Source organism: Chrysosporum bergii ANA360D (assembly GCF_029891735.1).
GTDB lineage: Bacteria > Cyanobacteriota > Cyanobacteriia > Cyanobacteriales > Nostocaceae > Umezakia > Umezakia bergii.
This window is the reverse complement of record NZ_JANQDH010000071.1, coordinates 21,772-36,954: the sequence shown is the minus strand read 5'-3', so window position 1 is coordinate 36,954 and position 15,183 is coordinate 21,772. Positions and strand designations below refer to the sequence as shown.

Below are 15,183 nucleotides of genomic sequence, written 5' to 3'. Positions count from 1 at the left end.
CTTTCAATATCTCAAATTGTTAATGCTTTAAAAGGTGTGTCTAGCCCTAGATACGGTCAAGGTGGATTTCCTAAACCCTATGGGAAGCAAGCTCTATGGAGTCCTAGTTACTTTGTGTCTTCTGTTGGTGGTGCGCCACTTCAGGTGCTGAAGAAATATATCCATAATCAAGAAAAGCCGTCGTTCTACGACGGGGTTTTCAACCCATTTTTTTGATAAGGTTTATTGGGCTTGTTAGCTGAGATTAACTAGAAAATTATTCGTCCATAGTCCATCAACATCAAAATGCCTCACTACCAAAAGCTACTAAAAATACCTACCACCGGCAAAAACTTTCAAAACATCACCGCCAAAATTGCCGCCATAGTGGCAGAATCGGGGGTAGAAACTGGCCTTTGTACCTTATTTTTGCGCCACACCTCCGCCAGCTTAGTTATACAAGAAAATGCAGACCCAGACGTATTAGTGGATCTAGCCAACTTTATGGCCAAACTGGTGCCAGAATCAGGACAATATATCCATAATGCTGAAGGTGCGGACGATATGCCAGCCCACATCCGTACAGCACTCACTCACACATCTGAACATATTCCCATCAATGGCGGTCATTTAGTACTGGGAACTTGGCAGGGGATTTATATTTGGGAACATCGCCAGCGCAGTCATACTAGAGAACTAGTTGTCCACATTTCCGATTAATTTCTGTTAAATGCTTGATCTATCTAGGATTATTCTACTTTCTAAGTTAAAAGGTGCTGGAATAGGGTTTTGAGGATTTCTCAAAACTTATTCCCTGTTCCCTAGTGACTACAAAAGTAAAAACAAACACCATTTTTACCCCACTAGCCCCATCATGCCCTAGCAGTTAGGATTAGAATTAGATATTAAACTAATATTCAACTAATATTCAACTCTAAAAACACGCTATGAAAGCATTTGTAGCCGGGGCTACGGGTGAAACAGGTCGCCGCATAGTCCAAGAACTAAGAGCGCGAAATATTCCCGTCCGCGCATTAGTCAGAGACATAGAGAAAGCCAGAAGCATCTTACCTAGTGATGTGGAGATGGTGGTGGGGGATGTCTTACAACCAGAAAGCCTGAACAACGCTTTAGGAGATAGTACTGTTTTACTATGTGCCACTGGTGCAAAACCCAGTTTTGACCCCACTGGCCCCTATAAAGTGGATTTTGAAGGAACTCAAAACTTAGTCGATGCTGCCAAAACCAAAGGAATTGAGCATTTTGTTTTAGTATCGTCTTTGTGTGTTTCTCAGTTATTCCATCCCTTAAACCTGTTTTGGTTAATTTTGCTGTGGAAAAAACAAGCAGAAGAATACATCCAAAAAAGCGGTTTGACTTATACCATTGTCCGCCCTGGTGGGTTAAAAAACGAAAATAACTCTGATACCATCGTTATGCAGGGTGCTGACACATTATTTGACGGTAGTATCCCTAGACAAAAAGTCGCTCAGGTTTGCGTTGAGTCATTGTTTGAGCTAGGGGCGCGTAATAAAGTGGTGGAGGTGATAGCTAAACCAGAAGCCACCGGCAAAAGCCTTGCAGAACTATTTGCTAATGTTGCTTAAAAGGGAGTTTGACACTCCCCCCGGCTTTAGGCGGGGGATTCCAGCTTCACTGACGTTCCTTGCTTTTGCCGGACATACGTCCAATAGAAGTACAGGGAACATCTCGACTGGCGTTACTTCCCGTCTACCCGACGGTAGCCTTTGCACGATTCAAAATTACTTTTGCAGCTTAGTATACATAGTATATCTAAGAATGGCAACCATGAAAGGACAAAAAAGATTAAAAAATATACCAATACTTCATGATGAAGTTAAAACAAAAACAACCGTAGTTTTAACACCTAGGGCATGGTAGAATATCAGAGAATAAGCAAAAATTAGAGGTATTAGTGCAAGCGAATTAGTTGAAGAATGGGGAAGGCGATTAAAATCGCTAAATCGTTAACGGCTAACCCCCATGTCTGAAGCCAGTAGCTCTGCTCGCCGTTGATATTTCGGTCAAGGAGTCTGACACTGAAAGGTTTTAAACTCAAAGGCGTTGAACATCTCATCGGCCCCGTGGCCGCTCTGCTTGGCTTTGTTTATTTGTTGCAGTGGTATATACATGGCGATTTGCACCCCGGCGATCCTATATTTACAGTTCAACAACCGCCCTTAGTCATGCAGGGGGGTGATCCTTATATTCGTGCTTTGATGCGAACCATCTCCGCCAGTGAAGCCAATGGTAATCGTCCTTATTCTCTTTTGTATGGTGGTCAACAAGTCCAAGACCTCCGCCGCCATCCGGAGATATGTGTCACCATTGTCACAGGACCAAATAAAGGTAATTGTTCCACTGCTGCTGGGAGATATCAAATTATCAATCGTACTTGGTTTGAAATCGCCCCTCGCTATCATCCCCACCCCCCCAAACTAATGTTTTGGTCTAGTTATAGCTTTGAGGCTCAATATCAAGATATAGTGGTTTACGGTTGGTTAAAAGATACAAAAGTCTGGGGAACTGACATTTCTCAACTTTTGCAAAAAGGCAAAATTAAGGATGTTTTGCGGCTACTATCCCCCACTTGGACGAGTTTGGGATACGGTATAGAAACTAATTCTATTAGTAGTTCTTTGCCGAGCATTTATGCAAAAATGTTGCAGGAGGAGTTAAAAGCTGCTAGACCTGCATCTGTAACCACCCCCCAGCTATGAACTACCCAGTGGTATGAGACTAAACCAACAAGATTTCAGTGGTGAGAAGTATACATCCGGTTGCCGATTTGTTCTATATTACTGTTTAGGGGTTAATATAACCTGATTATCAATTGTCAAAGTTACTATATTTTCTGGAGGTACTTACGATTCACGCAGTTAACAAATGTAGACAGGTCCGGGTTTTGCCCCCAATTAAAGCTAAAGCCCAGCAGAGACGGTCAGCAAATAGCCTTAAAGCCCCATTAGCGTACTGTTATTTGGCTCTCTGACTGGCTTGTGTCGATTTAGCCGGGGTGATTTCCCAGGAGACAGGTATTTTTTTTTGGTTAAGGTAGATGTATGTTGTTCTGCCATATTGTGTTAATAATTAATTGACGTTCTACTACTTTATTTATTTGTGGGCTGTTTTTACTACACATACATTGAAATAACACTTAAATGATAAAATTATACTGGTGTAATCTCTTTTATATTTTTGACCACACATGGGTGAACAAATTTCCATTGGCTAGAGTTTTAGCCCAAATCTTACCCAACTTATCCCTTGAGTGAGATCAAACCTGTGATTCTGCTACCAACTGGAGCGGGAAAAACGCCGCCTCAGCAGTTAGTGGCGGTAAGATTTGATTTTCTCAAAGCACGGGTAAGCCTCCTAGAATCTGTCTAAGAGGAATTTGTTGTCATGTCACTGACCAATCTGTCACCAAAACCATCAAATTGATACTTTTATGGATGCAGAACACTATAGATGATGATTAGCGCCTATTGTAGCCCAAGACCTATGACTTACCTCTTTAGCAGTAAACTGGACAGTTTGCTCACCAAATATGCCATTAATCAGGTTAATCAGGCAAGTTTATTGATAGATTTTAATCACAGGGTGTTTCTGAAACTGGTCAAGAGAAAAAGGCTCAAGCGCCAAAATCTTAAGTCCAATATTTTCAATAATTTTAGGAAACATAAGAGGTAAGATAAAAGCTATACATAAAACCCTGTTATCGAAACTTTAGCAAGTTTATCATTTGAGAATTGCTATAATCTATTGTCCAATCTAGTTACTTTTCTATTTGTTAGGTGTATTTTTGTATGGGTTCCCCAATGAATCGTCTGTCTATTTTTGTAGACGGAAACAATATGTTCTATGCTCAACAAAAAAATGGCTGGTTTTTTGACCCCAGACGAGTATTAGACTATTTTAAACACGAGCAACCAGACACAACTTTAATTAATGCTTTCTGGTATACTGGGTTAAAAGACCCACAGGATCAACGAGGTTTCAGAGATGCTTTAATTAGCTTAGGATATACAGTGAGAACCAAAATTCTTAAAGAATATTATGATGATTCCTCTGGCCGCTATTCCCAAAAAGCTAATTTAGATATTGAAATTGTGGTAGATATGTTTAATACAGTAGATCAGTATGATCGAGTAGTTTTATTCAGTGGTGATGGCGATTTTGAAAGAGCGATAGAACTATTACGCTCAAAAAACACACATATTACAGTAGTATCAACGGAAGGAATGATAGCCAGAGAATTACGTAACGCTACGGATAGATATATTGACTTAAATGATATTAGAGACAGTATAGAAAAACTAGAAGGTTAGTGATCTTAGCAAATATTTACAATCTTAAAGGTAAAAAAAACTAAGGTTCAAGATATTTTAGGCAGTGAGAACTCAACCAGGAGGAAACATGACCAGGAAACCAGGGAAAATTATCATTTTTGATACCACACTCAGAGATGGAGAACAATGCCCCGGAGCTACACTAAATATAGATGAAAAACTAGCGATCGCCAAGCAACTATCCCGGTTAGGTGTGGATGTCATCGAAGCGGGTTTTGCCTTTGCCAGTCCGGGAGACTTTGAAGCTGTCAGAAAAATTGCCCAAATAGTGGGCACAGAAGAAGGTCCGGTAATCTGTAGTTTAGCCCGAGCCATTAAGGCAGATATTGAAGCAGCAGCTGAAGCATTAAAACCAGCAGTCCACGGCAGGATTCACACATTCATTTCCACTTCAGATATTCATTTAGAATATCAACTGCGGAAATCAAGGGCAGAAGTGTTAGCCATCGCCACAGAAATGGTGGCTTATGCCAAGTCATTCATGACAGATGTGGAATTTTCACCCATGGACGCGGCCCGTTCTGACCCGGAATTTCTCTATCAAGTATTAGAGCAGGCGATCGCAGCAGGAGCAACAACAATTAACATTCCTGACACCGTGGGATACTTAACCCCCAGTGAATTTGGGGCAATGATTAAAGGCATTAAAGATCATGTCCCCAACATTGACCAAGCCATTATTTCCGTACACGGACATAACGATTTAGGTCTAGCAGTTGCCAACTTCCTAGAAGCCATCAAAAATGGTGCCACACAGTTAGAATGTACCATCAACGGCATTGGTGAGCGAGCGGGTAACGCCTCACTAGAAGAATTGGTCATGGCTCTACACGTGCGGCGACAATATTTCAACCCTTACTTGGGTAGACCAGCAGACTCAGAAGAACCCCTGACCAACATAGACACCCGGCAAATTTATAAAACCTCCCGGCTAGTTTCTAACTTAACGGGAATGTTAGTACAACCCAACAAAGCCATAGTGGGAGCCAACGCCTTTGCTCATGAGTCCGGTATTCACCAAGACGGAGTGCTAAAAAACAAGCTCACCTACGAAATCATGGACGCTCAATTGATTGGTCTGACAGACAATCAAATAGTATTAGGCAAACATTCCGGCAGAAACGCCTTCCGTACACGTTTAGTGCAATTAGGCTTTGAACTCTCAGAAACCGAATTAAACAAAGCATTTGTCAGATTCAAAGAAGTAGCCGACAAAAAGAAAGAAATTTCTGATCGGGATTTAGAAGCCATTGTCAACGATGAAATTCAACAAGCCCCGGACCTGTTCCGAGTGGAGTTAGTACAAATTACCTGCGGTAGTAATGCTCGTCCCACAGCTACAGTCACCATCCGCACCCCAGAGGGAGAAGAATTAACTGATGCAGCCATCGGTACCGGACCAGTAGACGCAGTTTATAAAGCAATTAACCGTGTAGTCAATGTACCTAACCAATTAATCGAGTTTTCTGTACAGTCAGTCACAGCCGGAATTGATGCCATAGGGGAAGTCACCATTCGTTTACGACATGACTCCAGAGTATTTTCCGGTCATGCAGCCAACACAGATATCATTGTTGCTTCTGCCCAAGCTTATATTAATGCCCTGAATCGCCTCTACGCAGCTTTGCAAACCAAAGACAAGCAACAAGAGCTAAAAACATATAAGGTATAACAACAAAATATCTGGTTTAATGATGGTGGTGGGTTTTCCCCGCCTTTTTTTTGCCCAAGCTTTGATAAAAATTATGCTTAATCCACCTGTAAATACATCTTGGCAGGCAGTGCTGGCTGCTTTTCAACAAATTTGGGGTTATAATGATTTTCGTCCCCCCCAAGGCGAAATAATCAGGAGTTTATTAACAAAAAAAGATGCCTTGATTATCATGCCCACAGGTAGTGGTAAATCAATTTGTTTTCAACTACCCGCACTGCTACAAACCGGATTAACTTTAGTAGTTTCCCCCTTAGTTGCACTCATGGAAAACCAAGTCCAGGAACTACTTGAGCGCCAACAAAAAGCCGCACTGTTGCATAGTCAATTACCCTCCCATCAACGGCGCAGGACACTACAAGCCCTAGAAAAACAACAACTCAGACTACTATACCTATCCCCAGAAACCTTATTGAGTCCCCCAGTCTGGGAAAGGCTGTCCCATCCACAATTAAAAATTAATGGTTTGATATTAGATGAAGCCCATTGTTTAGTGCAGTGGGGGGATACATTCCGCCCGGCTTATAGCAGATTAGGTGCAGTCAGACCCGCACTACTGCAATTAAAACCACCAGGAACAAAAATCAGTATTGCTGCTTTTACCGCCACTGCTGACCCCCCGTCCCAAAAAATTATTGAAAAAGTTTTACAATTACAACAACCAGAGATTTTTCGCTTAAATCCCTACCGCCCTAATTTACATCTCACTGTCCGCATAGCTTGGACACCACGCCACAGAAAACAGCAATTATTAAAATTTATTCACAATCGACCCAACCAATGGGGATTAATTTATGTTCGCACCAGAAAAAATAGCGAAGATTTAGCCGCATGGTTAGCAGAAAAAAGTTACACCACAGCTAGTTATCATGGTGGACTGGGTGCTACAGAACGCAGGGACATAGAAAATAGATGGTTAAGTGGTCAAATTCCCTTTGTGGTTAGTACCTGTGCTTTTGGTATGGGGATAAATAAATCAGATGTGCGCTGGGTGGTTCACTATCACGCACCACACTTGATATCTGAATATGTGCAAGAAATTGGCCGGGCTGGACGAGATGGAAAACCAGCAGAAGCATTAACTTTAATCAGTGAACCAACAGGTTGGTTAGATCCAGAGGATAAACAAAGACAGCAGTTTTTTCACCAACAAGTACAACAGCAACAACGCACAGCCCAGCAATTGATGAAACAATTACCTAAACAAGGAGATGTCAATGCAGTTACCAGTGAATTTCGTGATGCCGCCGTGGCTTTAGCATTACTCCACACCAGTGGTCAATTAAATTGGCTTGATCCTTTTCATTACACCATTGATTCAGAGGTAAAAAATAAGCCAATCACACAATTACCAGGTAGTAAACAAATGTATCAATATTTAACCACTAAAAAATGTCGTTGGCAGTTTTTGTTAAACGCCTTTGGTTTTGACCAAGAAGCTGCTAACTGGCGTTGTGGTCATTGTGATAATTGCCAGAATAGTCATTAGTCAGCCTCATCTACTCAAATATTTATATTATTCCGGTGAGGTCATAGATTGACCTGGCCGACAATATTGTTTTGTAGATGCACAATTATCTATTTGATTCCGAAAATGATCCATTATTGTGATTATTTGTGTATGCAACTCATCGTATTCTTGTTCATTGATATCCAGATAATTTCCGTGAGCTATGGTATTTCTTTTTTCTAGTAATTTTTTATCTATGATAGTTTCTTTTGATTCATAAAAACTGTAATCTAACCCAAGCATATAGACTATATCTTTAAAAACTGATGAGGATAAATTAGATGTGGTAATTCTATTTCGATATTTTATGGAAATACGTTCACCCATTCTTGTGAGAAAAAATTCTGCAATTTCATTATATATAGTTGCCTTATTAGTTTGATTTGCTTGATCTAATTTATCTTTCATGGACAATGCTATAAAATTATTAGAAAGCTGTTTATAAGAAAGATTCTGCATAGCAACAAATTCTAAATAACTATTGGCTGATACTTTGATAAATCCCTCCCAATGAGCATAGAGCATCGTGATTCCACTACGAAGTAATGCCTTATTTTTTACTGGAGATAACGACTTTAAATTAATCATAGCTTTCAATGCTGATAACTCAATTTTTCGCCATGCAAGTTCCTCTGCCAGCTTATCACTGAGCTGCTCCTCTTTATGTATTTTCATGACTGGAACATCTGACGACCAAAGGGTACTAATTTTGGTACTCTCCTCTGTGCAGTAGTACCAGATCCTGACGAGTTCGTATATTCAGGACTTAACCAAATTTGTTTTACTTTCTCTCTTACATCAATATTTGAGCTAGATAAATTTTTATAGTTGTAACCAATTCCTAAAGCAATTACTTCATAGGCAGATACTAAGAAACCACCTAAGAATTTATCTTTAGCTGGAGAATATCTACGAAAACTATCACTGCCCATTTGTTCATACAAAATATGAAACGTTTGATTAAATGCAGTTTCTTCTTCATCATAATTGAAGTTTTTATTTTCAGCCATTTCTATCATTTTATCCGTTAAAAAACCACTTAAATCATTACCAATTTTTCTCATTTCTGTTTCTTCAAGAGTGCGAAATACTAAAAATCTGAGCAGTAACTCCATGTCATATTGTTGTTCAATCGGTCTGTCACTAAGAGCTATACATTCTGTAAACATTTCCTTCTGGCTTAATTGTTGCATCCAATGAAACATTTCCCGATTAGACATGACTAAGATACAGTTTCTTACTTCTTGTGGTGTGGCTACTGAACCCCCTGTATTTAATCTTTGAAACAACTCATATTTTGCTATTGCGTCACTTTCTTTTAAAAGAATATTCACATCAATTTTAGCCCTTTTAATTAAAAGACGTTGACTTGTGGTCAAAGAATTTTGTGAACCGGGGTCATCCCATTTCTTACCCTCTAAATCAGGTAAATATTTAGTTTTTTCAAGAGTTAATGGAGGTAATAACTCTTGTTTGTCGTTTTTCAGCTTTCCTACAAGTTCATATATTGTAGACAGTCTTTGAAGACCATCTACTACGTCCCAAACTCCATCTTCACGTTGAGAGACAAAAATTGGTGGAATGGGAATACCTAATAAAATTGATTCAATTAACCTAGTTTTTTGAATATTAGTCCAACGAAAAAATCTTTGAAACTCAGGATGTATATCAATTTCTGAGTTTTCATATAAACTGATCCATTCTCCTATAGACATGGAATAGCCATCAGCGCGAATTTCTTGCCTCATTTTGTCGATTTCTTCCTGAAGTCCCATATTGTGATGCTCCAATTTTGTTGAATATTGCGATTTTTTTAGTAATACCTGACCAATGATTTTGGCTATTGAACTTAAAATTCAGCCTAAAATCTCAATAATCTCGAAAGCCTGCATAAGCAGGCTTTTTCAGTAGAATCTCCAAGTTAGAGTTCGGAGACAATCGGTCACTTATTGCCAACCAAAATAAATTAAAACTGATGTAAAAAGCGTAAATCACTAGCGTACAAGCGGCGGATATCGTCGATTTGATGTAACACCATGGCAAAACGTTCTACACCAAAACCAGCAGCAAAGCCAGTATAAATTTCTGGGTCATAACCTACAGACTTGAGTACATTGGGGTCTACCATACCGCAGCCCATGACCTCTAACCAGCGCCCATTCCATTGTAAGTCCACTTCAGCCGAAGGTTCTGTAAATGGGAAATAACTAGCACGGAAACGAATAGGTAAGTCACCAAATATACTTTGTAAAAATACCTTAACAGTACCTTTAAGGTCTGTAAAAGTGAGACCTTCATCTACGGCTAAAAGTTCAATCTGATGGAAAACTGCCGAGTGAGTGGCATCTACATTATCTCGCCGATAAACTCGCCCCGGCGCAACAACCCTAATGGGTGGTTCCTCTTTTTCCATGTAGCGAATTTGTACTGATGATGTGTGAGTACGGAGAAGATTGCCGTCTGGCAGGTAAAAGGTGTCCTGCATATCACGGGCGGGATGATCAGGGGGAGTATTGAGAGCTTCAAAATTATAATAATCTGTTTCCATCTCTGGCCCCTCGGCTACAGTGTAGCCCAGTCCTACAAAAATATCCAGCGCCCGGTCAATAATACCATTGAGGGGATGAATCCGACCTTGAGGGCGGTAGATGCCTGGCATAGTCACATCCAGAGTTTCCGCCTTTAGTTGTGCCTGAATTTTGGCAGATTCTAGGGCAGTACGTTGTTTATCTAAACTCTCTTGTAGGGATTCCTTGACTATGTTGGCCATCGCCCCAATTTTCGGTCTTTCCTCCGCACTCATTTGTCCCATACTTCGCAATAACGCCCCCAATTGCCCTTTTTTACCCAGATAACTAATTCTGAGTTCTTCTAGACGTTCTAGGGTATCGGCAGATGCGATCGCTTGTTCTCCTTCCTGCCGGAGTGCTAAAAGTTGATCCTCTAAATTGGTAGTCATTGGTTATTGGTCATTGATCATGAATCATTGCTTATTAGTCTACGACTTTGGACTGCTAACCAATCACTTTAATTTCAGCCCAAGGAAAAAACCCAACCAGAGTTTATGGGTTGGTTGAAAATACCTTAATATTAACAGTTAACTCATTTCATCAAAAATTACCCATAACCACTGCTCAATGAAATTACTTATTAGTAATGATGACGGGATTTCCGCCTTGGGTGTTCGTACCTTAGCCGACTGCTTGGCAGAAGCAGGCCATGATGTCACAGTAGTTTGTCCAGACCGAGAGCGATCGGCAACCGGACATGGTTTAACCATGCACCACCCCATTCGCGCTGAAGTGATCGAATCTGTTTTTCATCCTGCGGTTAATGCCTGGGCTTGTGATGGTACCCCCTCAGACTGCGTAAAACTGGCGCTGTGGGCTTTGCTAAAATCCCCCCCTGACTTAGTGTTATCTGGCATTAATCAAGGCGCAAACCTGGGGACAGAAATTCTTTATTCTGGCACTGTTTCGGCAGCCATGGAAGGTGTAATGGAGGGGATTCCCAGTATAGCCTTCAGTCTTACCAGCCACACCAGCAAAGATTTTCAACCTGCGGCTAAATTTGCTCAAAGTCTGGTGGAGAAAATAGCCATAAATCCCCTACCAGAGTTGATGTTGCTGAATGTGAACGTTCCTGCTGTCAAGTGGGAAGAAATTGCCGGGGTGACTTTTACCCGTCAAGGAGTGCGGCGTTACATTGATGTTTTTGACAAGCGCGTTGATCCTAGAGGTAAAGTATACTACTGGTTAACCGGAGAAGTTTTAGAAGATGTGGAACCCCCATCAGGTTTAAATTTACCGGAAACAGTACCTATTGATGTACACGTTATCCGTAATAAATACATCAGCATTACACCATTACAATATAATCTCACCTATGCCACGGGATTGGATAAATTATCTCAATGGGAATTTCACCTTCCTTGAGGTGGTTTAAATACATAAAAAGGCTAATTGACCAAGTAATCCTCCTCAACCAAATAGATTGAAAAAGCATAAACTAAATAAAACAACTATGATTTAAATGATCGCCCGCTCAATCCAGCCAGCAACACTCATGTCCAGGATAGAGAATCAATTTACCGTAAAATTTTGGGGCGTTCGCGGCAGCATCCCCAGTCCAGGCCCACACACTCTTCGTTATGGCGGTAACACCCCCTGCGTTGAGATGCAAGTGGGGGGTAAACGCTTGATTTTTGATGGTGGTACAGGACTCCATGTTCTAGGACAATCTTTATTGTCCCAAATGCCAATAGAAGGTCATCTATTTTTCACCCACTCCCACTGGGATCACATCCAAGGATTTCCCTTCTTTGTGCCAGGATTTGTCCAGGGAAATAAATTTGATATTTATGGTGCGATCGCCCCTGATGGTTCCACTATAGAACAGCGTCTTAATGACCAGATGCTACATCCCAATTTTCCAGTACCCCTACAAATCATGCAGGCAAATCTGAAGTTCCACGACGTTAAACCCGGAAAAAGCCTACATATTGATGATATTATCATAGATACAGCAGCGCTCAATCATCCAGGGGAATCGGTGGGATACCGAGTTAATTGGGGGGGTGGTGCTGCTGTTTACTTAACAGATACAGAACATTTTCCTGATAGATTGGATCATAATGTTGTGGAACTGTCCCAAAATGCCGATATTTTAATTTACGATTCCACTTACACCGATGAAGAATACCATTCGCCAAAATCCCCCAAAATCGGCTGGGGACATTCTACCTGGCAAGAAGCGGTAAGAGTAGCCAAGGCCGCTAATGTAAAAAACCTGGTGATTTATCACCATGATCCTAACCACAACGACGATTTTTTAGATCGTGTAGGAAAACAAGCATCTCAGGAATTTAGCGGTGCAATCATGGCCAAAGAAGGAATGGTTCTTCAAGTTTCCACCTCAATACCATTATCAGAATCTTTTCCTACCAACAATTTATCTGGGTGAAATTGGTAGTCGAAGCAATTGTAGATTTTAGATTAGATTGGTGATCAAGAGCTATTATCGCCATTGCTCACCTGATGAGAAACCCACAACCAGTGGAAGATCAGCCCGGTGGGTTCTGCAACCGAAATTTTACCAAAGTAGGTGAAACAGAGAGAGCTTTTACTCTGGGCGGCTGAATCTCAGGTAGCTTGTGGCTGATGGCTAAATAAACCTAAAATCCCAGAATCCACGTGCTAAATTTGTCTAAAAATGGACGTTCTATGTGGGTTGCTTCTTCAACAGAATTGACTCTCAAGCCAACTGCTGTGGCTCTTGGTAAATTTGATGGTGTGCATCTTGGTCATCACAAAGTTATTCAACCAATTTTGCCGCCAGCATTAGAGCAGACAAGAAGAAAAGAGCAGGAGAATACACCAACATCCTCTCCCACCCAACCAACCCAACCACCAGAACAGACATACTCGACAGTTGTCACCTTTAATCCCCATCCACTGGAATTTTTTACAGGTCAACCACGGCCATTATTAACACCACTGGATGAAAAAGTCCAACAATTGCGATCGCTAGGGGTAGAACAACTGGTACTACTACCCTTTGACAAAGAACTATCTGCTTTATCTCCCCAAGATTTTGTTGAGCAGATTTTGGTCAAACAACTCCAATGTCGGCGCATTAGTGTTGGGCAAGATTTTTGTTTTGGCAAACAGCGTCGTGGTACTGCCAAAGACTTGCAATTACTAGCCGCCAAATACCACATCCCCGTTACCATCGTTTCCTTACAAACCTATACAGACCATGCTCCCACCCAGGAGACCCCCATTAGCACCTCACTGATCCGTCACTATTTAGAAAGTGGCGAAGTAAAAAACGCTAACCTATTACTGGGAAGACCTTATACCCTCATTGGTACGGTTGTTCAAGGTGAAAAAATGGGCAGAACCATTGGTTTTCCCACCGCCAATCTGCAACTACCACAAAACAAATTCATTCCCCGCTATGGTGTTTATGCTGTCCGTGCTGCCATTGTCAGCGAGACACCAGATGTAACCACACCACATCAAAACCTGGGTGTAATGAATATAGGTAATCGCCCCACTGTCAATGGTAGCAAATTATCTGTAGAAGTCCATCTATTCGACTGGTGCAGTGATTTATATGGCAAAAAACTAGCCGTGCAGCTGGTGGAATTTTTGCGAGCCGAACAAAAATTTCCTTGTCTAGAACACCTAAAAACACAAATTCAACTTGACTGTGACATTGCTAGAGAAGTTTTGCGCCCTAAGTGCTGAGTTTTCATAGCTAAATGGGAATACTCTACATAGTAAAGGAATGGAGAATCTAGCATAATTGATTTCTCCACTCCAATTTCTTGCCCTTTTACCAACCTCTTTGTAGTGCATGAGAGAGAAAATTGACACCCTCACCCAAAATCTGGCTCAAACCATCGTGGGCAAAAATGAAGCCATCCGCTTAGTATTAGTCGCCCTGTTAGCGGGTGGTCATGCTCTACTAGAAGATGTCCCTGGTGTGGGCAAAACCCTCCTGGCTAAATCTCTAGCCCGTTCGCTAGATGGCAAGTTTCAACGGTTACAATGTACCCCCGATTTACTACCAACAGATATTACTGGTACTAACATTTGGAACCCCAAAAGCGGTGAATTTACCTTCCTACCAGGTCCAGTATTTGCCAACATCTTGTTAGCCGATGAAATCAACCGCGCCACAGCCCGCACCCAGTCGGCTTTGCTGGAAGTGATGGAAGAGCATCAAGTCACAGTTGATGGTGTTTCTCGTGCCGTTCCTCAGCCCTTCTTTGTCATTGCCACCCAGAATCCCATAGAATACCAAGGCACTTTTCCCTTGCCAGAAGCCCAGATGGATCGGTTTATGTTGTCATTGAGTTTGGGCTATCCTGAAGCAACAGAAGAACTAGAGATGCTACAAAACCTGCAACAAGGAGTGAGTGTTACTGATTTACAACCTTGTCTGACCCTGGCAGATGTGGCTCAACTGCGTAAAATTTGTTTTCAAGTAAGAGTAGAAACTTCTTTACAACAATACATTCTAGAACTCGTACGCTCAACCAGGCAGGATGAAGACATCACTTTGGGTGTCAGTCCGCGCGGTACTCTGGCATTACAAAAAGCCACCCAAGCCCTAGCATTTCTCTTAGGGCGTGATTATGCTATTCCCGATGATGTCAAATTTATTGCCCCTCACGTTCTCTGCCATCGTCTCATTCCCAGGGGAGGACGCAATGCTAGAACTATCATGGAAAGATTATTAAGATCAGTTCCTATTCTTTAAAAACAAATATCCCTGAGCGAAAGGTTGATTTACCCCGTCCTGTTAAAATCAGCAGCTGTGTGAGTTGTCACCCCGGCGCGAGGAGTATAGTTTTCGCCGACTAAGTGCGGATAAATCGGCAATTTTCGCTGTTAAACTGTGGATTAGCCCGTAATTTAACATCGCCAAGCCAAAGTTTCTACAATAGTCGTTATTATGTGACTCAGTTGGGGGCAAAATGATACTATTATATTAGATTGAGATTTAAACTGAGAAATAAAACCCAAATTGGATCTAGTTTTTCCTGTTTTTGAGTTAATTGTGATTTTCTACCCATGCACAACCTCAATGGCTGGATAGGG

15 protein-coding genes are annotated in these 15,183 nt (G+C 41.3%); 12 read left to right on the top strand and 3 right to left on the bottom strand.

What is annotated here, in order from left to right:
- The 8 genes from NWP17_RS10565 to NWP17_RS10530 all read left to right on the top strand — a co-directional run.
- Positions 1–216, top strand: a 216-nt coding sequence (locus NWP17_RS10565) for a transposase (RefSeq protein WP_280654868.1), incomplete at its 5' end; no start/stop codon positions are given.
- 69 nt (positions 217–285) lie between these two features.
- The gene (locus NWP17_RS10560; protein ID WP_280654867.1) at positions 286–699 is read left to right on the top strand and encodes a secondary thiamine-phosphate synthase enzyme YjbQ; all 414 of its coding nucleotides are present in this window, start codon (positions 286–288) and stop codon (positions 697–699) included.
- Positions 700–926: 227 nt separating this feature from the next.
- On the top strand, positions 927–1,586 hold the full coding sequence (locus NWP17_RS10555; protein WP_280654866.1) for an NAD(P)H-binding protein: 660 nt from the start codon (positions 927–929) through the stop codon (positions 1,584–1,586).
- Positions 1,587–2,075: 489 nt separating this feature from the next.
- On the top strand, positions 2,076–2,720 hold the full coding sequence (locus NWP17_RS10550) for a glycoside hydrolase family 24 protein (protein WP_280654871.1): 645 nt from the start codon (positions 2,076–2,078) through the stop codon (positions 2,718–2,720).
- Positions 2,721–3,267: 547 nt separating this feature from the next.
- Positions 3,268–3,390: a hypothetical protein gene (locus NWP17_RS10545; RefSeq protein WP_280654865.1), complete on the top strand. Its 123-nt coding sequence runs from the start codon at positions 3,268–3,270 to the stop codon at positions 3,388–3,390.
- A 419-nt stretch (positions 3,391–3,809) separates the two neighbouring features.
- Entirely contained in the window at positions 3,810–4,331 is a 522-nt protein-coding gene (locus tag NWP17_RS10540; RefSeq protein ID WP_280654864.1) for a LabA-like NYN domain-containing protein, read from the top strand.
- An 88-nt stretch (positions 4,332–4,419) separates the two neighbouring features.
- Positions 4,420–6,024, top strand: coding sequence for a 2-isopropylmalate synthase (locus tag NWP17_RS10535; RefSeq protein ID WP_280654863.1), 1,605 nt, complete (start codon positions 4,420–4,422; stop codon positions 6,022–6,024).
- A gap of 73 nt (positions 6,025–6,097) precedes the next feature.
- The gene (locus tag NWP17_RS10530) at positions 6,098–7,552 is read left to right on the top strand and encodes a RecQ family ATP-dependent DNA helicase (RefSeq protein ID WP_280654862.1); all 1,455 of its coding nucleotides are present in this window, start codon (positions 6,098–6,100) and stop codon (positions 7,550–7,552) included.
- Between the two features lie 27 nt (positions 7,553–7,579).
- On the opposite strand, the gene NWP17_RS10525 is transcribed toward NWP17_RS10530, so the two are convergent.
- From NWP17_RS10525 to pheS, 3 genes are all read right to left on the bottom strand, one after another.
- Positions 7,580–8,248 carry an MAE_28990/MAE_18760 family HEPN-like nuclease gene (locus NWP17_RS10525; protein ID WP_280654861.1) on the bottom strand — a complete coding sequence of 223 codons (669 nt, stop codon included), beginning with the start codon at positions 8,246–8,248 and terminating at the stop codon, positions 7,580–7,582.
- A complete protein-coding gene (locus NWP17_RS10520) occupies positions 8,245–9,348 on the bottom strand; it encodes a GmrSD restriction endonuclease domain-containing protein (protein ID WP_280654860.1) in 1,104 nt (367 codons plus the stop codon). The genes NWP17_RS10525 and NWP17_RS10520 overlap by 4 nt, the downstream gene beginning before the upstream one ends.
- Before the next feature lie 191 nt (positions 9,349–9,539).
- Positions 9,540–10,532, bottom strand: coding sequence for a phenylalanine--tRNA ligase subunit alpha (pheS, locus tag NWP17_RS10515; RefSeq protein ID WP_280654859.1), 993 nt, complete (start codon positions 10,530–10,532; stop codon positions 9,540–9,542).
- 178 nt (positions 10,533–10,710) lie between these two features.
- On the opposite strand from pheS, the gene surE reads away from it, so the two are divergent.
- The 4 genes from surE (at position 10,711) to NWP17_RS10495 (ending at position 14,842) form a co-directional block, all read left to right on the top strand.
- A complete protein-coding gene (gene surE, locus NWP17_RS10510) occupies positions 10,711–11,508 on the top strand; it encodes a 5'/3'-nucleotidase SurE (RefSeq protein WP_280654858.1) in 798 nt (265 codons plus the stop codon).
- Positions 11,509–11,638: 130 nt separating this feature from the next.
- Complete coding sequence (locus tag NWP17_RS10505) at positions 11,639–12,535, top strand: MBL fold metallo-hydrolase (protein ID WP_280654857.1); 897 nt, start codon at positions 11,639–11,641, stop codon at positions 12,533–12,535.
- 260 nt (positions 12,536–12,795) lie between these two features.
- On the top strand, positions 12,796–13,824 hold the full coding sequence (locus NWP17_RS10500) for a bifunctional riboflavin kinase/FAD synthetase (protein WP_280654856.1): 1,029 nt from the start codon (positions 12,796–12,798) through the stop codon (positions 13,822–13,824).
- Between the two features lie 109 nt (positions 13,825–13,933).
- Positions 13,934–14,842, top strand: a complete 909-nt coding sequence (locus tag NWP17_RS10495) for an AAA family ATPase (protein WP_280654855.1) — start codon at positions 13,934–13,936, stop codon at positions 14,840–14,842.
- The last annotated feature ends 341 nt before the right edge of the window (positions 14,843–15,183 follow it).